We start from the raw sequence: 20,238 nt of genomic DNA, 5'->3' as shown, positions 1-20,238 counted from the left end.
TGAAACGCTGAAATGATCTAGGCGGCCTGCTTCTCCACTAGCCGCACAAGCTGCGTCATCACGATGGCAGCTCCCGCAAGCCGCTTCTCCGGCGTCGGCCAATCGCGGATGAAGACCACGCTCTGGTCCGGCCGGATTTTGGCGAGCTGCCCCTGCTCTCCGATAAAGCGCACCAGCCCCGCCGGCTCCGGGAACTCCTTGTTGCGGAAATGAAGCACCACGCCCTTTGGCCCGGCATCGAGCTTCTCCACATTGGCGCGCCGGCAGAGCGACTTGATATAGACGATCTTGAGGAGATGCTGCACCTCCTCCGGCATCGGCCCGAAGCGATCGATGAGCTCGGCGCCGAAGCCGTCGATCTCCTCCGGCGTCTCGATTTCGCCCAGCCTGCGATAGAGGCCCAGTCGAAGCTGCAGGTCGGGCACATAGTGCTCGGGGATCATGACCGCCGTGCCGACCGTGATCTGCGGCGACCAGCCGGTGTCTACTGCTTCGCCGGTTCCGCGCAGCTCCGCCACCGCCTCCTCCAGCATCTGCTGGTAAAGTTCGTAGCCCACTTCCTTGATATGGCCGGACTGCTCCTCACCCAAAAGGTTACCTGCTCCGCGGATATCGAGATCGTGGCTTGCGAGTTGGAAGCCGGCGCCCAGCGAATCGAGCGACTGCAGCACCTTGAGACGCCGCTCCGCAGTGGGCGTGAGCGTGCGGTTCGCCGGCAGCGTGAAGAGCGCATAGGCGCGTACCTTCGAGCGTCCGACACGGCCGCGCAGCTGATAGAGCTGTGCCAGGCCGAACATGTCGGCCCGGTGCACGATCAGCGTGTTGGCCGTAGGAATGTCGAGACCCGACTCCACGATGGTCGTGGAAAGCAGCACATCATATTTGCCGTCGTAGAAGGCGTTCATGATGTCGTCGAGCTCACCGGCGGCAATCTGGCCATGCGCCGTCGCCACCTTGAGTTCCGGCACCTGCTCGTGCAGGAACTCCTGAACCTCGGCCAGGTCCGAGATGCGTGGCACGACATAGAAGCTTTGCCCGCCGCGATAGCGCTCGCGCAAGAGCGTCTCGCGGACGACCAGCGGGTCGAAGGGCGAAATGAAGGTGCGCACCGCCATGCGGTCCACGGGCGGCGTGGCAATCAGCGAAAGCTCCCGCACGCCCGTGAGCGCAAGTTGCAGCGTGCGCGGGATGGGCGTGGCCGAGAGCGTCAGAACGTGAACATCCGCCTTCAGTTCTTTCAATCGCTCCTTGTGCTTCACGCCGAAATGCTGCTCCTCGTCGATGATGAGCAGGCCCAGATTCTTGAAACTTATGGAGGAGCCCAGCAGCGCGTGCGTGCCCACCACGATGTCGACCGTCCCCTCGGCGAGCCCCTTCTTCGTTTCCGCCAGTTCCTTGGCCGCGACCAGACGCGAGGCCTGCCGCACCCTGACCGGCAGGCCGGTGAAGCGCTCACGGAAGGTCTTGAAGTGCTGGCGGGCGAGCAGCGTGGTCGGCACCACTACCGCCACCTGGAAGCCCTCCATGGCCGCCACGAAGGCGGCCCTCAGCGCCACCTCCGTCTTGCCGAAACCGACATCGCCGCAGACGAGCCGGTCCATCGGCCGACCGGCGCTCAGATCCTCCAAGACGGCATCGATGGCCGTCTGCTGGTCGTCCGTCTCGTCATAGGGAAAGCGCGCGGCAAACTCGCCGTAGACCCCTTCGGGCGGCATGATCTTCGTCGCCGGGCGCATCTGCCGCTCGGCAGCGAGCCTGATCAACTGGCCCGCCATCTCGAGCAGGCGTTTCTTCAGCCTCGCCTTGCGCGACTGCCAGGCCCCGCCGCCAAGCCTGTCGAGCGTGGCTTCCGCCGAATCGGAGCCGTAGCGTGACAGGAGTTCGATGTTTTCAACCGGCAGGAACAGCCGGTCGTCGCCGGCATAGTGGATTTCGAGACACTCGTGCGGAGCGCCGGCCGCCTCGATGGTCTTGAGGCCGATAAAGCGACCAATGCCGTGGTCGGCATGAACGACGATATCGCCCGCCGAAAGCGCGCTCGCTTCTGAAATGAAGTCAGCCGCCCGTTTGCGCCGCTTGGAGCGGCGCACGAGCCGGTCGCCCAGGACATCCTGCTCGGCAAGGATAACGAGCCGGTCCGTTTCGAACCCCGCTTCCAGTGGCAGAATGCCGAGACCGGCCTGCCCTTTCGGCAGCTTCGCAAGCTCGCCCAAGCTTTCCACGCGCGCCACGCCGCCGAGCCCGTGCTCGGCGAGGATCTGGCCGAGCCGCTCGGTAGAGCCCTCGCTCCAGCCGGCGACCAGCACGTGCTTTCCGCGCGCCCTTTTCTCGCCGAGATGCTTGACCGCGTGGTCGAACACATTTGCATTGGGGTCGGCGCGCTCTTCCGCAAAGCCACGCCCGGCCGAGGCCCCGGCGTGGAACACCTTGGCGCCCGCGGCATCCGGCGTGGCGAATGGCGTGAGCCGGATGAAGACGCGCGTTTCCGCTGCCGCGGAAACCTCCTGCGGATCGAGATAGAGGCTCTGCGGCTCGACCGGCTTGTAGGGTACTGAATCGCCGAGCCCCGCTCCTTCCGAAAGCTGTCGCGTGCGCGCTTCATAATGGTCGACGATCAGCGAATGGCGCTCGGTGATCGCTTCCTGCGCCAGGTGGTCGAAGACGAGCGGCGCGTCGGGCAGGTAATCGAAGACGGTCTCGAGGCTGTCATAAAAGAGCGGCAGCCAGTGCTCCATGCCGGAGAAACGCCGCCCCTCCGAGATCGCGGCGTAAAGCGCGTCCTCGCGTGAGGGCGCACCGAAGGTCTCGATGTAATGACGGCGGAAGCGGCTCACCGTATCCGGCGTCAACGTCACCTCGCTCATGGCCTGCAGCGCCACCTCGGTGCGCTGACCGGTGGTGCGCTGGGTCGCCACGTCGAAGGCACGGATAGAATCGAGCGTGTCGCCGAAGAAATCGAGACGCAGCGCCTCCTCCCAGCCGGGCGCGAAGAGATCGAGGATGCCGCCGCGTACCGCATATTGCCCCATATCGCGCACGGAAGGGACGCGCTCGAAACCCGCCGTCTCCAGCCGCGCGACCAGCGCCTCCATATCGACCTGATTGCCCGGCTTGGCGCGAAAGCCCTGCGCCTCGATATGATCGGCGGGCGGCATGCGCTGGAGCAACGCGTTGGCGCTGACCAGCACGATCGCGCGGTGCGGATGGCGTTTGAGCGCTGCCATGGCCGAAAGCGCGTCGAGTCGGCGGGCGGCGGCATCCGCCCCCGGCGAAACGCGATCATACGGCAGGCAGTCCCATGCCGGCAGCGTCATCACCGGGAGGCTCGGATCGGCGAACTGCAAGGCTTCAGCAATCAGCGGCAGGCGCTGGCCGTCGCGCACGACGAAAACCAGCGGCTCATCCGGCGCGATCTCGTTGGATATCTGGGCGAGAGCGAAGGGCTCGTAGCCGTCGGCAACGCCGTCCACGATTGCCGGACCATTCCGGCACGCAAGGCCGATAGGATCGATCAGTTCGGTCATTTCGGTATCTGTCAGATGCTCGGCGCGCCACCGGCGGCGCAAATGCGTTTGAAAAGCGTGGTATCATAGGGCTCCGCTACGGGCCGCTCGCCGGTGACCCATTGCAGAAGCATCGTATCAGGCACTTCCAGCAGCGCCTCGAATTGGTTCAGTTCCTCGTCCGACAGCGCCCCTATGTGCGAATCCGCGAAGCCGCCGAGCACTAGGTCCATCTCGCGCATGCCGCGCCGCCACGCGCGCACGAGAGCGCGACGCCTGCGCGGGTCGAGATCGGCGCTTGAACGCGTTGTTCCAGTCATTGAGCCATGCCTTTCGCGGTGAGAAGGGGCATATAGCGTCTCGCCTGTGGAAAGTCAGCCTCTCCAAAGCATTTCCTCATCGCCCTGCTGCCATTAGGTTCTGTCCATGCGCCCTTCGCTTCTCGACCCGCTCTTTGCTCCGGCAACCGTGCTTGAAGGCATAGGCGACCGCACGGCCGGGCTGATCGCCAATGTCGTGCCGGCGGACCTAACGAATCGCCCCCTGCGGGTGGGCGATCTCCTGTTCGTGCTGCCCCACTCGCTGATCGACCGCACCAACCGACCGGACATCGCCAATGCACCGCAGGGCGCAATCGTGACGTTGAGACTGACGGTGGACCGCCACCAGCCGCCGCCTCGCGGCAAGAAGAACGTACCTTACCGCGTCTTCGCCTTCGACGAGACGGGGCAGATCGCTCTGACCTTCTTCCACGCCCACCAGGCCTATCTCGAAAAGCAGCTCCCCGTCGGCGGCGAGGTTTTGGCCTCGGGCCGCATGGAATGGTTCAACGGCCGCGCTTCGATGGTTCACCCGGACTATATCGTGCCGATCGCGGAAGCCGACACCGTGCCGCCGCTGGAGCCTGTCTACCCGCTCACCGCCGGCCTTTCGCCCAAGGTGCTGCGCCGCGCCATCGCGCAGGCCGTCGCGCGCGTACCGGACATGCCGGAATGGCAGGACGAGGGGCTGCAAGCCCGGCTGGGATTTCCCTCCTTCCGCGCAGCGCTCCAACGCCTTCACGATCCCAGGAGCGTGGAGGATATCTCACCCGAGAACACCGCATGGCAGCGGCTTGCCTATGACGAACTGCTCGCAAGCCAGCTTTCGCTCGCTCTTGTCCGCGCCCGCACGCGCAAGCTCGCCGGCCGCCCGCTCCGGGGCGACGGTGCCCTCGCCGCACGGATCAAGCAGGCGCTGCCCTATTCGCTCACGCCATCCCAGCAGCGCGCGGTTGCAGATATCTTCGGCGACCTTGCAAAGGAAGAGCGCATGTTGCGGCTCCTTCAGGGCGATGTAGGCGCGGGCAAGACGGTCGTGGCGCTGCTGGCCATGGCACGGGCGGCAGAAGCCGGCGGACAATCCGCGCTCATGGCGCCCACGGAACTCCTCGCCCGGCAGCATCTTTCCACCATCGCGCCCATTGCCCAGGCTGCCGGCCTCAAGACCGCGCTGCTCACGGGCCGCGAGAAGGGCCGAGAGCGTCAGGCGATCCTCGACGGCATCGCCTCCGGGGATGTCGCCTTCGTGATCGGCACCCATGCGCTTTTCCAGGAATCGGTCAAGTTCCGCGATCTCGTGTTGACGATCATCGACGAGCAGCACCGCTTCGGCGTCCATCAGCGGCTTGCCATCAGCGCAAAGGGCGATGCACCGGACATGCTCGTCATGACGGCCACCCCCATCCCGCGCACGCTCGTGCTTTCGGCCTTCGGCGACATGGATGTTTCGCGGCTGACGGAGAAACCCGCCGGCCGCAAGCCGATCCGCACCGTCACCATGCCGACGGACCGGCTCGACGAGTTGGTGGAACGCCTGCGAAGCGCGATCGGGGAAGGCCAGAAGGTCTACTGGATCTGTCCGCTCGTCGAGGACTCCGATGCCATTGAGCTGACCTCCGCCGAGGACCGCTTCGCCTCGCTCAAGCACGTGTTCGGGGAGACCGTCGGCCTCGTGCATGGCCGCATGGCCGCGCGGGAGAAGGACGAGGCCATGCGTGCCTTCAAGGAAGGCCGGACGCGCATCCTCGTCGGAACGACCGTGGTGGAGGTGGGCGTCGACGTGCCGGACGCGACCATCATCGTGATCGAGCACGCCGAGCGATTCGGCCTCGCTCAGTTGCACCAGCTCAGAGGCCGTGTCGGGCGCGGTGACAAACCGTCCTCCTGCGTGCTCCTCTACAAGCCGCCCTTGGGCGAGGTGGCGAAGCGTCGTCTGGCCGTCCTGCGCGACACCGAGGACGGTTTCGTCATCGCAGAGGAAGACCTGAGGCTGCGCGGCGAAGGCGACCTTCTGGGCACCCGCCAGTCCGGAATGCCGGGCTTCCAGGTGGCGCGGCTGGAATTCCATGCCGAGCTTCTCGCCACAGCGCGCGACGATGCGCGGCTTCTCCTAACGCGCGACCCCGAGCTTGCGGGCGAGCGCGGCCGGGCGCTCCGCGTCCTTCTTTATCTCTTCGGCAAGGACGAGGCGGTGCGGCTTCTGCGGGCGGGGTAAAGGTGCCACCGGGAAGCACTACTTCGCCAGCGAATCTTCACCGTTTCCCGCCGGCGCGCGCCGTGCCTTCCCGGCCATTGCCTCGTCCGCAAGCTTCTTCGTTTCCTGCTGGTATTCCGGTGAGATCAGCCCGGCGGAGATGATGAGCTTGGCGCCGTCTTCCACGGTCATCGCCAGTTCCATGATCTCGTTCCTCGGCACGTAGAGCAGATAGCCCGAGGTGGGATTGGGCGTGGTGGGCAGGAAGACGGCCACCGCGGGATCCGCATCGTTCCCCGTCAGATCGCGGACCTCGCCCCTGGCCTCGGTTGCGATGAAGACCAGCGCCCAGAGACCCTTGCGCGGATACTCGATCAGGCCGACCTTCTTGAAAGTGTCGGAGCGTTCGTGCAGCACGGTCTCCAGAATGTTTTTCAGCGTCTTGTAAACACTGCGCACGAAGGGCATGCGGTCGAGAAAATACTCGCCGTAGGAGACGATGCTTCGGCCGATGAAGTTCGCCGTCAGGAAGCCGATCAGCGTGATCAGCACCACCGCCACGATCAGGCCGAAGCCCGGCACCGCGAAAGGCAGATAATTGTCCGGGTTGTAGCGTGCAGGGATATAGGGCTTCACCCAGGAATCCACCCAGCCGATGAACCCCCAGACGAGATAAGCCGTTATGGCCAGCGGCGCGGCGACAACGAAGCCGGTCAGGAAGTAGTTGCGCAGGCGCGTCATCACCGGGCAGCACCTCGAACATTGCTATGGTGGAGGAATGTATACGACACGCCGAAACTTTACGTGACGGCGCCACCTCCCGTCCAGAACAAAGCGAAAGCCAACTGCGCCCTACTCCACCGTGACGGACTTTGCGAGGTTCCTGGGCTGATCGACATCGGTCCCCAGCGCCACCGCCGTGTGATAGGCGAGCATCTGCACCGGCAGAGCATAGACGATCGGCGCGATGAATTCCGGCATGGCGGGCATCACGATCGTCTCGAACTTTTCGAGCGAGGTGCGGGATGCGCCCTCCTCGTCCGTGATCAGGATGATGCGCCCGCCGCGGGCGGCTACTTCCTGCATGTTCGACACGGTCTTCTCGAAAATGCGGTCATCCGGCGCGATCACGACCACCGGCATGGTCTCGTCGATCAGCGCGATGGGGCCGTGCTTCAATTCGCCCGCCGCATATCCCTCCGCATGGATGTAGGACAGTTCCTTGAGCTTGAGTGCGCCTTCGAGCGCCAGCGGATAGCTCGTGTCGCGGCCGAGATAGAGCACATGACGGACATGTACGAGTTCGCGCGCGACTTGCTCGATGCGCCCTTCCAGCTTCAACGCCTGCGCGGCATAGCGCGGCGCCTCCGAAAGCGCGCGCACGAGCCGGCCTGCCTCTTCCCGGGAGAGCGTCCCGCGTTCCAGCCCCGCCCGCACCGCGAGCGCGGCGAAGATCGAGAGCTGGCAGGTGAAGGCCTTGGTGGAGGCCACGCCGATCTCGGGACCGGCAAGCGTCGGGAAGATCCCGTCGCTCTCCCGCGCCATGGTCGAATCGCGCACATTCACGATCGAAGCGATCGGCACGCCTTCGCGCCGGCAGTAGCGTAGCGATGCGAGCGTGTCGGCCGTTTCGCCCGATTGCGAGACGAAGAGGGCGGCACTCGACTTCGACAGCGGCATCTCGCGGTAGCGGAACTCCGACGCGATATCGATGTCGACGGGCAGCCGCGCATAGCGCTCCAGCCAGTATTTTCCGATCAGGCCCGCCAGATAGGCCGTGCCGCAGGCCGAGACCGCCAGCCGGTCGATCTTCGCGAAATCGAAGGGCGTCTCGAAGGGCTTCACGCCCCCGCCGACGAAATCGACGTAGTGAGCGAGTGTGTGCGAGATCACCTCCGGCTGTTCGTGGATCTCCTTCTCCATGAAATGCCGATGGTTGCCCTTGTCCACCATGAAGCTGGTGCCGATCGACTGCTGACGCCTGCGTTCGACCGGCTTGCCGTTCATGTCGAAGATTTCGACGCCCGAGCGGCGCACCACCGCCCAGTCGCCATCCTCCAAATAGGTGATGGCGTCGGTGAAGGGCGCGAGCGCGATGGCGTCGGAGCCCAGGAACATCTCGCCATCGCCATGGCCGATGGCGAGCGGCGGACCGTTGCGGGCGCCTACGATCAGGTCCTCGTCGCCGCGGAACAGAACGGCGAGCGCAAACGCGCCCCTGAGTTGGCTGAGCGCCGCAAAGGCAGCATCCTTCGGCGCCTTTCCCTGCCGAAGCTCGCGCGCCACCAGATGTGCCACCACCTCGGTGTCCGTCTGCGAAGCGAAAACGAAGCCGTCGGCAATCAATTCGTCGCGCAGCTCCGCGAAATTTTCGATGATGCCGTTGTGGACGATGGCCACATCGTCCGAGAAGTGAGGATGCGCATTGGTCTCGTTTGGCGCGCCGTGGGTGGCCCAGCGCGTGTGGCCGATGCCGACCAGGCCGTCAAGCGGCTGTTCCGCGAGCCGTTTTTCCAGGTTGACTAGCTTTCCTTCCGCGCGACGCCGCACGAGGTGGCCATCGTCTATCGTTGCCACGCCGGCCGAATCATAGCCGCGATATTCGAGCCGCTTCAGCGCATCGACGATCAGCGGCGCGACGGGCTCACGCCCGATGATCCCCACAATCCCACACATCTTCCAGTTCCCCTCCGGAAACGCAGTGCAACCTATTGCGTAGGCCGATCCCACTTGCCGGCACCGAGCTATACAGCACTACCGCACCGCTCGCAGGTCTCAAATGGAATTATGGTTTCAGAGCTTCACAACCTTCCGGCGTAGTTGTTCAATCGATATCGGCAACTTCCGCTGCGGCGCCGCTGACGCGCTGAGACAGGGAAGCCTTCATGAACCCGTCGAGATCGCCGTCGAGCACGTCCTGCGGGCTCGGGCTTTCCACGCCCGTGCGCAGGTCCTTCACCATCTGGTAGGGCTGCAGCACATAGGAGCGGATCTGGTGGCCCCAGCCGATGTCGCCCTTGGAGGCTTCCGTGGCGTTCGCCGCCTCCTCCCGCTTCTTCAGCTCCATCTCGTAGAGCCTGGCGCGCAGCATCTCCCAAGCCTTGGCCCGGTTCTTGTGCTGCGAGCGCTCCTGCTGGCAGGCAACGGCGACGCCCGTTGGAATATGCGTGATGCGCACCGCCGAATCCGTCGTGTTGACATGCTGACCACCCGCGCCGGAGGATCGGTACGTGTCGATACGCACCTCCGATTCGGGGATATCGATCTCGATCGTATCGTCGATCACGGGATAGACCCACACGCTCGCAAAGGAGGTGTGCCTGCGCGCATTGCTGTCGAAAGGGGAGATGCGCACCAGCCGGTGGACGCCCGATTCGGTCTTGAGCCAGCCATAGGCATTGTGCCCATGCACCAGGATCGTCGCAGACTTGATGCCCGCCTCCTCGCCGTCATGCAGTTCGAGCACCTCGACCTTCATGCCGCGCCGCTCCGCCCAACGCGTGTACATGCGCAGGAGCATCGAGGCCCAGTCCTGGCTTTCCGTGCCGCCGGCGCCCGCATGGATTTCGATATAGGTGTCATTCGCGTCAGCTTCGCCAGAAAGCAGCGTTTCGATCTGACGCGCGGCGATTTCGCCGCGAAGCGAGCGGATCGCAGCCTCCGCCTCCTCGACGATCGCGTCGTCGCCCTCTTCCTCGCCGAGTTCGATCAGCTCGACATTGTCGTCAAGCGCTCGCGACAGCCCATTGATGGCATTGATGTTTTCCTCGAGCGACTGGCGCTCGCGCATCAGTTTCTGCGCTTCCTGCGGGTCGTTCCAAAGATCGCCGTCCTCGGCGCGCGCGTTGAGGTATTCGAGCCGCTTTACCGCCTCGTCCCAGTCAAAGATACCTCCTCAGCAGGCTTATGGCCTGCCTGATTTCGTCGATCAGGTTCGCGGTCTCCGCACGCATGAACGTCTTCTCTCTTCTGAAGGGGATGTCGGGCATTCGCCCCCGAGTCGCGGCGGAACTTATGGATCGAAACCCCGCCTGTAAAGAAGAGCGGCCGCATCTTTCGAAGCGGCCGCCGCTGTTGGGCCTCGGATCGGTTAGAACAACCCACCGGCGCCGGTGGTGATCGCGCGGTTTGCTTCGGGCGAAATATTGCTCGCCCCGGTGCTCACCTGGGTGCTTTCCATGCCGATCACCCAATAGCTGTCCGCGGGCCCGGTTCCGGGCTTGAAGGCCTCCATGATGGTTCCCGGAGCCCCTTCCCGGGCGCGCATGCCCGTTTTCCGGTCGATGGCGATAAGCTGCATTCCGTCTGGAATCTGGAAATCGACGGGCCGCATATCCTTCAGCGCATCCGCCATGAAGGTCTTGAAGATCGGCGCGGCAAGGCCGCTGCCCGTGGACCCCTTGCCCATGGGCTTGGGTTGGTCGTAGCCCATGAAGACGCCCACCACCAGGTCCGGCGTATAGCCGATGAACCAGGCGTCCTTCTCGTCGTTGGTCGTGCCGGTCTTGCCGGCGATGGGGCGGCCCAGTTCGGCAATGCTCGTCGCCGTGCCGCGCTGCACGACCCCCTCCATCATCGAGGTGATCTGGTAGGCGGTCATGGGGTCGAGGACCTGCTCGCGGTTGTCGACGAGTTCCGCCTCCGGCTGGTTGTGCCACTCCTCGGCCGTACAGCCGACGCATTCGCGCTGGTCGTGCTTGTAGACCGTCTTGCCGTAGCGATCCTGGATGCGGTCGATCAGCGACGGCTGGATGTGCTTGCCGCCATTGGCCATGATGGCATAGGCCGTCACCATGCGCATCACCGTCGTCTCGCCGGAGCCGAGCGACATGGCGATGTGCTCGGGCATGTCGTCATAGACACCGAAACGCTCCGCATATTCGGCTACGAGATCCATGCCCATGTCCTGGGCAAGCCGCACGGTCATCAGGTTGCGCGAGCGCTCGATGCCGGTGCGCAGGGTGGAGGGACCGGCGAAATCGCCGCCATAGTTCTTCGGTTCCCATACCTCGTTTCCGATATGGATGGTGAGCGGCGCGTCCATCACCACGGATGCCGGCGTGTAGCCGTTGTCCAGCGCCGCCGCGTAGATGATCGGCTTGAAGGACGACCCGGGCTGGCGGTAGGCCTGCGTCGCGCGATTGAACTCCGAAGCGGCAAAAGAGAAGCCGCCGGCCATCGCCAGCACCCTGCCCGTATGCGGGTCCATGGCGACCAGCGCACCGCCGACCGCCGGGACCTGCCTGACGGCCCAGGCGTCGCCGCCCTCTCCCTTGCGCTCGACATAGACCACGTCACCGGGCTCGAACACGTCCTCGAACGAGCGCGCCTTGAGCAGCTTGCCGTCGACCACGTGCCGGAACGCCCAGTTGCTTTCCTCGGCGTTGAGGGTTCCCGTCTCGCGTTCCTCCGACAACGCGCCGGAGATTTCACGGCCCGGCTGCAGACCGATCTTCACGTCGTTGCCGGACACTTCGAGCACCACGGCCAGACGCCACTCGGGCACGTCGCTCAGCCCGGGCACCTCGGCCAGCGCCTCGCCCCAATCACCCGAAATATCGATATGCTTCACCGGTCCGCGATAGCCACGCAGCGTATCGTAGCCGATCAGGCCTTTGTGCAAGGCGCTGCGGGCGATGTGCTGCAGCTTGGGATCGAGCGTCGTGCGCACATAAAGGCCACCGTCATAGAGCGCGTCCTCTCCATAGCGGCCGATGAGCTCGCGCCGCACCGCCTCGGTGAAATAGTCCGCGTCGGCGAGGTAGTTGCCGCGCGGGCGTGGGTTGACCTCGAGCCCCTTGGCTTTTGCCTCGTCGGCCTCCTGCGCGGTGATGTAGCCGTTGGCGCGCATCTGGTCGATGACCCAGTTGCGGCGTTCGATCGCCCGTTCCGTATGGCGGAAAGGATGATAGTTGGATGGACCCTTGGGCAGCGAGGCCAGATAGGCCGCCTCGCCGATCGTGAGGTCGGACACCGGCTTGTCGTAATAGGCCAGCGCCGCGCCGGCGATGCCGTAGGAACCGAGGCCGAAGAAGATCTCGTTGAGGTAAAGCTCCAGGATCCGGTCCTTGGAATAGGCCTGCTCGATGCGGAAGGCCAGAATCATCTCCTTGATCTTCCGCTGGATGGTCTGGTCCGACGTCAGCAGGAAATTCTTGGCGACCTGCTGCGTGATGGTCGAGGCGCCGACCGGCCTGCGGCCGCTTCCCAGATTTTGCAGATTGGTGATGACGGCGCTGAAAAGACCTGCCACGTCGATGCCGGGATGCGAATAGAAGCTCTTGTCCTCGGCGGAAAGGAACGCCGCCTTCACCCGGTCGGGAATCGCCTTGATCGGCAGGTAAAGGCGCCTCTCGCGAGCGAATTCCGCCATCAGCGCGCCGTCGGAGGAGTGGATGCGCGTCATCACCGGCGGCTCGTATTTCGCCAGCACTTCGTAATCCGGCAGGTCCTTCGCCAGATCACCCACGTAGAGGGCAACACCCGCAGCCGCCACAAGCGCGAAGACAATGCCTATACCAAAGAAATATCCTAAAAGACGTAGCATGCTTGCTCCAGTATGACGGGATATCCCGGCAACTCCCTCGCCTTGCGATCATAGCACCATAAGCGCAGCGAGGTGAAATCACGACGACGGCACAACACCTGCTCCGCTCTTGTGGGCAAAATTGGGCGGCGGGAAGACCACCATCCAGTACGAATGCGAAAAGAATTGGAAGCGTTGTGCGAATGCAACGCTCCCTAGCCTCCGGCCTTGGCGGCCGCAAAGGCGGCGATCGCCTTGATGATCGAATCGATCGCCGCGGCGCGCCAGGCCGGGTCCTTCATCTGCTTCTCGTCCTCCGCATTCGAAAGATAACCGAGTTCGACCAGCACCGAAGGCACGTCTGGCGCCTTGAGCACGATGAAGCCCGCCGACCGAAGGGGACTGCCGACGAGATGCACCGTATCGTCGAGTTCGCCGAGCAGCGTGCGGGCGAAATGGATCGAGAAGGCGTGCGTCTCGCGGCGGATGAGATCGACGAGGATGTCCGCCACCTCGTCCTGCTCTTCCCGCACCGTGAGGCCGGCGATCTCGTCCGAAAGGTTCTCGCGGGCCGCCGTGGCGGCCGCCTCCGCATCGGAGGCGCGTTCCGAAAGCGTATAGACGGTCGCGCCCCGGAAGTTACGCAAGGCAATCGCGTCGGCATGGATGGAAATCAGCAGGTCGGCCCCATTCTCCCGCGCGATTCGCACCCGCTCGTCGAGCCGCAGGAACACATCCTCGTCCCGGGTGAGCACGACACTGTACTTGCCTGTCTCTTCGAGCTTCTTCTTGAGTTCCCGGGCGAAGGTAAGCGTGATGGCCTTCTCCAGCGTGCCGCTCACCCCGCGCGCACCGCTGTCGATGCCGCCGTGCCCGGCGTCGATCGCGACCGTGAAGCGGTCGTCCTCGGGGTTCCTCTGCACCGCCTCCTTGGCTGTTCCCGCATCGGGCACGGCGGTGATGCGCTCGCGCATGGCCGCCTCGAAGGCGGTCTCGGACGTCGAGACGATGTCGACGATCAGGCGGTAACCAGGCGACGTCTCGTTCTTCAGAACCGACAGATCCTCGACGGCGAACGGGCCGGGCATGGTGAAGATCATCCGTGAATGGTCCGGCGCCATGCGGCCGTAACGAACCCGGGAGACGAGACCCTGTGCCTTCGTCTGCTCCTCTTCTATGCCGAATTCGGTTTCCGGAAGGTCGATCACCAGCCGGTGCGGCGTACGCAGCAGGAACCAGTCGACCTTGGGCTCCCGGTCGAAATTGAGCACGATGCGTGTACGGTTCTGGTCGCCGGCGGCAAGGTAGTCATAGGCGACCAGAGGCTGTGCCGGCTGGGCGAAGGCCGAATCGGGAAGCAGCGTCAGGAAGGAGAGCAAAACCAGGAAGAGGCTTCCGATCACCGTGGAGACGCTGCCGCGCTGCCCAGCCTTCTGGCGCTTCGCCCCTTCTCTTCCCATATGAAGTGTGGTCGGCACGTCGGTCCCCGTTCGATTGGCGCCTGGTGAGATGCCGTTAGACGAAGCTTTGGGCCGCTTCAAGGCAAGACCGGCCTCCCGGGGCGGCTGGCCCCGCGACGAATTCAGGGTTGCCATGGACGGTGGCAAATCATAAAAGCGGCAGTGAACCATTGCAGTGCGCCCATCGGCGGAAACCGCGAATCCAATTGAGGTACGGGTTTACGGGCAAGTTTCCGAAGCGAGATGCCGGCACCCACGATGGCTCAAAGGATTTCTTCAAGGTGTTTGCGGCTTGGCCGGAACCCTTAAGCGAGGAAAACGGCCGGGGCGGTCCCGTGCCGGCTCACACGAGCAAGTAGCGGCCCGGCGCCCGGGCCTTGGTTGAAACGGTACTGCCAGGCGATGCTATGGCTTTGAATGCAGTGAGGAGTTGTTCCGGAAAGATCCGCAGCGGTTTTGCGGCGATCCGGCATCCTGCTGCATCGACGCCCCGGCCGGCAGGCCTCAAATTATCCGGCAACGATTTCCGAAACGGCGCGGCAGGGACGCGAAACGCTCCCACCCGGCAGAAGGATCTTGCCGGGGAGACAAGACTTAATGCCAAACAAAATGCTGATAGACGCCTCCCACCCGGAGGAAACGCGTGTTGTCGTCCTGCGCGGTAACCGCATCGAAGAATTCGATTTCGAATCACAAGACAAGAAGCAGCTCAGGGGAAACATCTATCTTGCACGGGTCACCCGTGTGGAGCCCTCGCTTCAGGCGGCCTTTGTCGAATATGGCGGAAACCGCCACGGCTTTCTCGCCTTCAGCGAGATTCATCCCGACTATTACCAGATCCCGGTCGCCGACCGTCAGGCCATCCTGAAGGCCGAGGCCGAGGAGGCCCGCGCGGCGGATGACGAGGCCGAGGAGAACGACGCCCAGTCCGGACGCGGGAAGAAGCGCCGCCGCGGCAGCCGGCGCAGCGGAAAGCCGGATTCCCGGGATGAGGCATCGGTGGCGGCGGATGCCGCTGAAGCCGGCGAAAGCCAGCCGGCGCAGGCCGAGGCCGTGCAGGAGGACGTGATTTCCGAGACCTTCCCGTCCGAGAACAATGGCGCCGAGGAGGCGAATGGCTCGGACGAGGTCGACACGGTTGGCGCCGAGGACGCGCTCGACGAGGCCGAGAGCCGTCGCCGGCACGTGCGCCGCAGCTACAAGATCCAGGAAGTTATCAAACGCCGGCAGATCCTGCTGGTTCAGGTGGTGAAGGAGGAGCGCGGCAGCAAGGGCGCGGCACTCACCACCTATCTCTCGCTTGCCGGCCGCTATTCGGTGCTGATGCCGAACACGGCGCGCGGCGGCGGCATTTCCCGCAAGATCACCAATGTACAGGATCGCAAGCGGCTCAAGGACGTCGTCAAGAGCCTCGACGTGCCGGACGGCATGGGCGTGATCCTGCGCACTGCGGGCGCCAACCGCACCAAGGCCGAGGTCAAGCGCGACTACGAATACCTGATGCGGCTTTGGGAGCGCGTGCGCGGCCTCACGCTCCAGTCCATCGCCCCTGCCCTCGTCTACGAGGAAGGCAGCCTGATCAAGCGCTCCGTTCGTGACCTCTACAACAAGGACATCGACGAGATTCTCGTGGCCGGCGAAGAAGGCTATCGCGAGGCCAAGGATTTCATGCGCATGCTGATGCCGAGCCACGCGAAGGTCGTGCAGCCCTATCGCGATACGGTTCCGATCTTCGCGCGAAACGGCATCGAGGCGCAGTTGGACAAGATGCTGCAGCCCCAGGTGACGCTCAGGTCAGGCGGCTACATCATCATCAACCAGACCGAAGCCCTGGTCGCCATTGACGTCAATTCCGGCCGCTCGACCAAGGAGCATTCCATCGAGGACACCGCGCTCCAGACCAATCTGGAAGCGGCGGAGGAGGTTTCCCGGCAGCTTCGCCTGCGCGACCTTGCCGGTCTCATCGTGATCGACTTCATCGACATGGAGGAGAACCGCAACAACCGCGCGGTGGAAAAACGCCTCAAGGACTGCCTCAAGAACGACCGCGCCCGCATTCAGGTCGGCCGTATCTCGCATTTCGGCCTGCTCGAAATGTCGCGCCAGCGCATCCGCTCGAGCGTTCTGGAAAGCACCATGCAGCCCTGTCCGCATTGCGGCGGTACGGGCCATGTGCGTTCGGATTCCTCCGTTGCCCTGATGGTCGTCCGGGCAATCGAGGAATATCTGCTGAAGGACGGACGCCACGACATCACCGTGCGCACGCCGACCACGACCGCGCTCTACCTCTTGAACCACAAGCGCTCGACACTGGTGGAACTCGAGCTTCGGTTCGGTGTGGAAATCACCATCGCCACCGACGAGGAACTTGGCAACCAGCACTACGCCATTGTGAAGGGCGAGCCCTCCACCCGTGCGCCCGCTCCGAAGCCCGCCATCCAGGGCACCCCGGAAGTCGAGCTGGAAACGGAGGACGAGGTCCCGGCAGAGGAAACGGCGGATGAACCCGAGGAGAGATCCATCGCCGCCGAAGAGCAAGGCCTTCCCGGGCGCAAGCGTCGCCGCAAGCGCCGCAGGCGCGGCGGACGTGACCGCGCGAGCGCCGACCATGCCGCACCGCAGTCCGCCGAGGAGGCCGAGGAAGGAGACGAGCCGAGCGAAGCCGGAGAGGAGACCGAAGCACCGGTCGCAGCCGATGCCGGCGAGGAAGAACCGCGCAAGAAGCGCCATCGGGGCAAGCGCGGAGGCAAGCGCAATCGTCGCGAGGAAGGTGAAGAGGCGGCCCCGGAGGATGCCATGACGGCACCATCGGGCGAGGAAGCGACCGAACCCGCGGTGGCCGAACCGGAACCCGCTCCCGCCGTGGCGGAGGCCGCGCCAACTCCCGAGGCTCCGGCAGAAGAGGCTCCGGCCAAGAAGCCGCGCCGCAAGACGCGTGCCAAGAAGGAAGCTGCAGTCGAAGAAGCGCCACAGGCGGAGATCGCCTCTCCTCCCGACTCCGAAACGCATGAGGAACCCGCGCCTGCGGCGGCCGATGCGACGGAGGCTGTGCCGGAAGAGAAGGAGAAGAAGCCCGCCTCGCGCCGCAGGACGGCGGCAGCAGCCGATGCCTCGGAGGAGCCGGAGCCCGTAGTCTCCTCAACGGGCGAAGAGGGTGAAGCGCCGCGCAAGACCGGCTGGTGGCAGCGCAAGAGCTTCTTCTAAGGCATTTTGCAGCCGGGGAACGCCCGGTGCCGCATGAATGCGTGCGCAATTCGCACTGGATTCGCGGAAACAGCCGGACCTTTGTTCCGGCTGTTCTTCATTCAACGGCACGCGCGGGGGGTCTGCATCTCGGCAAGAAGTGATCGGCTCCAGGATCAAGATGAGTTGAGGATCGGCCATGCCGCCTTCTCATTGCCACGAAAATAAAATATCGATTCAAGCGATGGTAACCTTGCTTGAACTTGCCACCGCCCGCTTGTCCCGAATCCTGGCTGCGATCCTGGTCGCCGCCCATATGCTGGTGAGCGCTGTGCCGGCTTTCGCGCAACGCAGCGTGCCGATCGTGCGCGACGCCGAGATCGAGGCTTTGGTCGCGGATTATGCCGGTCCCATCCTGGAGGCGGCGGGTCTCAGTGGCTCGGGCATCGAGATCGTGCTCGTCAACGACCATCGTTTCAATGCGTTTGTGGCCGGGCGCCGCATCTTCATCCATACCGGCGCGCTGCTCACCTCCGAGACCCCGAACGAGATCATCGGCGTGATTGCCCACGAAGTCGGCCACCTCGCAGGCGGCCACCAGCACCGCCTGCGCGACCAGCTTGCGCGCGCGCAGACCATGGCCGTCGTCGCCGCCCTGCTGGGAATCGGCGCGGGCGTGGCGGCAGCCGCCAGCAACCAGGGCGATCTAGCGGGAGCGGGCGTCGGCCTTGCAATGGGCGGCTCGGAGGCGGCGCGGCGTAGCCTGCTCGGCTATCAACGCACGGAAGAGGCGACTGCTGACCGCTCCGCGATTGAATATCTGGAGCGCACGGGCCAGTCTGGCCGGGGCATGCTCGTTACGTTCCAGCGCATGGCCGGCGACATGGCCCTGGCCGGCGTCAATGTCGATCCGTACCAGTTCAGCCACCCGATGCCGCACGACCGGATCGCCAACCTGGAAGAGCTCGTGAAGCGGAGCCGCTTCTACGATCGCAAGGACCCGCCTGTCCTGCAGTTGCGCCACGACCTGGCGAGGGCGAAGATCGCCGCCTACACGGCCGGACAGAACGCCGTGGCGCGCGTGTTCCGCAAGGATCCCGGCGGGTTGCCCACGTTTTATGCGGATGCGATCAACACCTATCTTCACGGCAATCCGCGCAGCGCTCTCGCCAAGGTGGACAAGCTGATCGCCAGTCAGCCCCAGAACCCCTATTTCCATGAGTTGAAGGGCGAAGTCCTGATCAAGGCCAACCGCCCGCGCGAGGCTGCCGAAGCCTATGGCGCCGCCATAAAGCTCGCCCCGCCCTCGGGCTTGCTGCAGGTGGGCCATGGCCAGGCGCTGCTGGCCACCGGGCAGCCCGACCTCGTGCGCCGTGCCGCCTCCGAGTTGGAAACAGGCCTCACGCGCGAGCCGGAATATGTGAACGGCTACCGGTTCCTCGCCCAGGCCTATGGGCAATTGGGGGAGATCGGGCCTGCAGAGCTCGCCACCGCCGAGGGCCATTTCCATGCCGGCGCCTATCGTGATGCGAAGATCTTCGCGACGCGTGCGCAGATGAAGCTGAAGCGCGGTTCGCCGGAATGGGTGCGCGCGCAGGACATCATCGAATTCCACGAGCCGGGCAAGAAATGATATCCTTTTTTCATCGTGTTCGTTCAGGCTGCCGGGATGAATGGGCCGCCGCAGGCTTTCAAAAGGAAAAATCATGAGGAAATTGCTTTTCGCCGCGTCCCTCGCCTCGGCGATGGTCGCCGGCGCCGCAGCGAATCAGCTCAAGGCACAGGAGCAGGTCACCGGCGAGGTGGAGCTCACCCGGCCGCAGGTCGAGGGCATCGTGCGCGAATATCTTCTTTCCAATCCAGAGATTCTGCTGGAGATGCAGTCCGCCCTCGAGGAGAAGATGAAGAATCAGCAGGCCCAGGCGAGTCAGCAGGCGATCGCCGGCTCCGCGGAGCAGATCTTCCAGAGCGCGCATGACGGCATCATCGGCAATCCCGACGGGGACGTCACCATTGTCGAATTCTTCGATTACAATTGTGGCTATTGCAAACGGGCCCTGAGCGACATGGAGGCGCTCTTGGCCAAGGACGGCAACCTGCGCTTCGTACTCAAGGAATTCCCGATCCTCGGGCCCGATTCCCATGCGGCGCACGTGGTTTCCATGGCTTTCCGCAAGCTCGCCCCGGAAAAATACGGCGAGTTCCACCGCCGTCTCCTCGGCAGCCAGGGCCGCGCCAACGAGGAGACAGCGATGCGGATCGCCACGGATCTGGGCGTTGAGGAGGCCGCGCTGCGCGAATCGATGAAGGATCCCGAAATTGAAAAGGCCTTCGCCGAAACCTATCAGCTTGCGAATACTCTGCAGATCAACGGCACGCCCTCCTATGTGGTCGGGCAGGAGGTCGTCTATGGTGCGCTTGGCCAGGATCATCTGACCGAGAAGATCGCCGCGGCCCGCCAATAAGCCGGATGTCGTGTTTCTGCCGGCGCCCTTCCCCTTGGGGAACGCGGAAAGAGCGCATTTGCGCTCTTTCCGCAGCCGCCGAAGCCGATTATAGAGGGCCGGCGAAGTACCCCCAGGGTGGATGATGGCGAAACCGGTATATGTCCTCAACGGGCCGAACCTGAACTTGCTCGGCAGGCGCGAGCCTGACATCTATGGCGGGAAAACGCTCGCCGACATCGAAGCGGATTGCCGCGGCCGCGCCGTCGACCTTGGGCTCGGGATCGAGTTCCGTCAGTCCAATCACGAGGGTGTGCTTGTCGACTGGATCCAGGAAGCGAGCGAGCATGGCTCGGGCGTCATCATCAATCCCGGCGCATATGGCCACACCTCGATCGCCCTCCATGATGCGATCCGCGCCGTCGAGCCGTTGCCGGTGATCGAGGTGCACATTTCGAACATCCACGCACGCGAGCCGTTCCGGCATAGATCCATGATCGCGCCGGCGGCGGTTGGGATGATCTGCGGCCTCGGGCCGATCGGATACGCGCTGGCGCTCGAAGCGCTGGCGGCAAGGATATAGTTCGCCGCATAGGCAAGGGGATATG

At 64.3% G+C, this 20,238-nt stretch carries 12 protein-coding genes; 5 read left to right on the top strand and 7 right to left on the bottom strand.

Annotation, left to right across the window (positions count from 1 at the left end):
* Positions 1 to 17: 17 nt before the first annotated feature.
* Positions 18 to 3,524 carry a transcription-repair coupling factor gene (gene mfd, locus PVE73_RS13140; RefSeq protein ID WP_277362685.1) on the bottom strand — a complete coding sequence of 1,169 codons (3,507 nt, stop codon included), beginning with the start codon at positions 3,522 to 3,524 and terminating at the stop codon, positions 18 to 20.
* Positions 3,525 to 3,535: 11 nt separating this feature from the next.
* Positions 3,536 to 3,823 carry a succinate dehydrogenase assembly factor 2 gene (locus PVE73_RS13135; protein ID WP_277362684.1) on the bottom strand — a complete coding sequence of 96 codons (288 nt, stop codon included), beginning with the start codon at positions 3,821 to 3,823 and terminating at the stop codon, positions 3,536 to 3,538.
* Positions 3,824 to 3,929: 106 nt separating this feature from the next.
* Here PVE73_RS13135 and recG point away from each other — a divergent pair, with 106 nt between their 5' ends.
* Complete coding sequence (gene recG / locus PVE73_RS13130) at positions 3,930 to 6,038, top strand: ATP-dependent DNA helicase RecG (RefSeq protein ID WP_277362683.1); 2,109 nt, start codon at positions 3,930 to 3,932, stop codon at positions 6,036 to 6,038.
* Between the two features lie 18 nt (positions 6,039 to 6,056).
* Here recG and PVE73_RS13125 read toward each other — a convergent pair whose 3' ends face one another.
* From PVE73_RS13125 to PVE73_RS13105, 5 genes are all read right to left on the bottom strand, one after another.
* On the bottom strand, positions 6,057 to 6,758 hold the full coding sequence (locus tag PVE73_RS13125; protein WP_277362682.1) for a DUF502 domain-containing protein: 702 nt from the start codon (positions 6,756 to 6,758) through the stop codon (positions 6,057 to 6,059).
* 111 nt (positions 6,759 to 6,869) lie between these two features.
* Entirely contained in the window at positions 6,870 to 8,693 is a 1,824-nt protein-coding gene (glmS, locus tag PVE73_RS13120; protein ID WP_277362681.1) for a glutamine--fructose-6-phosphate transaminase (isomerizing), read from the bottom strand.
* Between the two features lie 148 nt (positions 8,694 to 8,841).
* Positions 8,842 to 9,970, bottom strand: a protein-coding gene (gene prfB / locus PVE73_RS13115; RefSeq protein WP_277362680.1) for a peptide chain release factor 2 whose coding sequence is annotated in 2 segments (ribosomal slippage) — positions 8,842 to 9,903 and positions 9,905 to 9,970 — 1,128 coding nt in all. Because the reading frame shifts where the segments join, the coding sequence is not laid out codon by codon here.
* Between the two features lie 137 nt (positions 9,971 to 10,107).
* The gene (locus PVE73_RS13110) at positions 10,108 to 12,564 is read right to left on the bottom strand and encodes a penicillin-binding protein 1A (RefSeq protein WP_277362679.1); all 2,457 of its coding nucleotides are present in this window, start codon (positions 12,562 to 12,564) and stop codon (positions 10,108 to 10,110) included.
* A 194-nt stretch (positions 12,565 to 12,758) separates the two neighbouring features.
* A complete protein-coding gene (locus tag PVE73_RS13105) occupies positions 12,759 to 14,021 on the bottom strand; it encodes an N-acetylmuramoyl-L-alanine amidase (RefSeq protein WP_277362678.1) in 1,263 nt (420 codons plus the stop codon).
* 579 nt (positions 14,022 to 14,600) lie between these two features.
* Between PVE73_RS13105 and PVE73_RS13100 the strand changes: the two genes are divergently transcribed.
* The 4 genes from PVE73_RS13100 (at position 14,601) to aroQ (ending at position 20,213) form a co-directional block, all read left to right on the top strand.
* A complete protein-coding gene (locus tag PVE73_RS13100) occupies positions 14,601 to 17,207 on the top strand; it encodes an Rne/Rng family ribonuclease (RefSeq protein WP_277362677.1) in 2,607 nt (868 codons plus the stop codon).
* A gap of 223 nt (positions 17,208 to 17,430) precedes the next feature.
* Positions 17,431 to 18,819 carry a M48 family metalloprotease gene (locus PVE73_RS13095; RefSeq protein ID WP_277362676.1) on the top strand — a complete coding sequence of 463 codons (1,389 nt, stop codon included), beginning with the start codon at positions 17,431 to 17,433 and terminating at the stop codon, positions 18,817 to 18,819.
* 73 nt (positions 18,820 to 18,892) lie between these two features.
* The gene (locus PVE73_RS13090) at positions 18,893 to 19,651 is read left to right on the top strand and encodes a DsbA family protein (RefSeq protein WP_277362675.1); all 759 of its coding nucleotides are present in this window, start codon (positions 18,893 to 18,895) and stop codon (positions 19,649 to 19,651) included.
* A 124-nt stretch (positions 19,652 to 19,775) separates the two neighbouring features.
* Positions 19,776 to 20,213 (top strand): type II 3-dehydroquinate dehydratase, encoded by a 438-nt coding sequence (aroQ, locus tag PVE73_RS13085; protein WP_277362674.1) that lies wholly within the window; start codon positions 19,776 to 19,778, stop codon positions 20,211 to 20,213.
* Positions 20,214 to 20,238: the final 25 nt, after the last annotated feature.

The sequence above is a fragment of the Chelativorans sp. AA-79 genome (genome assembly GCF_029457495.1).
In the GTDB taxonomy this organism is placed as follows: Bacteria; Pseudomonadota; Alphaproteobacteria; order Rhizobiales; family Rhizobiaceae; genus Chelativorans.
Note: the sequence above shows the minus strand (reverse complement) of the source record. Positions and strands in the feature narration are given on the sequence as shown.

Bases quoted from the DNA above. Each gene is read 5' to 3' on its own strand.
- PVE73_RS13135 (WP_277362684.1), bottom strand. From the start codon at position 3,823: ATGACTGGAACAACGCGTTCAAGCGCCGATCTCGACCCGCGCAGGCGT.
- glmS (WP_277362681.1), bottom strand. From the start codon at position 8,693: ATGTGTGGGATTGTGGGGATCATCGGGCGTGAGCCCGTCGCGCCGCTG.
- aroQ (WP_277362674.1), top strand. From the start codon at position 19,776: ATGGCGAAACCGGTATATGTCCTCAACGGGCCGAACCTGAACTTGCTC.
- mfd (WP_277362685.1), bottom strand. From the start codon at position 3,524: ATGACCGAACTGATCGATCCTATCGGCCTTGCGTGCCGGAATGGTCCG.
- PVE73_RS13125 (WP_277362682.1), bottom strand. From the start codon at position 6,758: ATGACGCGCCTGCGCAACTACTTCCTGACCGGCTTCGTTGTCGCCGCG.
- PVE73_RS13100 (WP_277362677.1), top strand. From the start codon at position 14,601: ATGCCAAACAAAATGCTGATAGACGCCTCCCACCCGGAGGAAACGCGT.
- recG (WP_277362683.1), top strand. From the start codon at position 3,930: ATGCGCCCTTCGCTTCTCGACCCGCTCTTTGCTCCGGCAACCGTGCTT.
- PVE73_RS13095 (WP_277362676.1), top strand. From the start codon at position 17,431: ATGGTAACCTTGCTTGAACTTGCCACCGCCCGCTTGTCCCGAATCCTG.
- PVE73_RS13110 (WP_277362679.1), bottom strand. From the start codon at position 12,564: ATGCTACGTCTTTTAGGATATTTCTTTGGTATAGGCATTGTCTTCGCG.
- PVE73_RS13090 (WP_277362675.1), top strand. From the start codon at position 18,893: ATGAGGAAATTGCTTTTCGCCGCGTCCCTCGCCTCGGCGATGGTCGCC.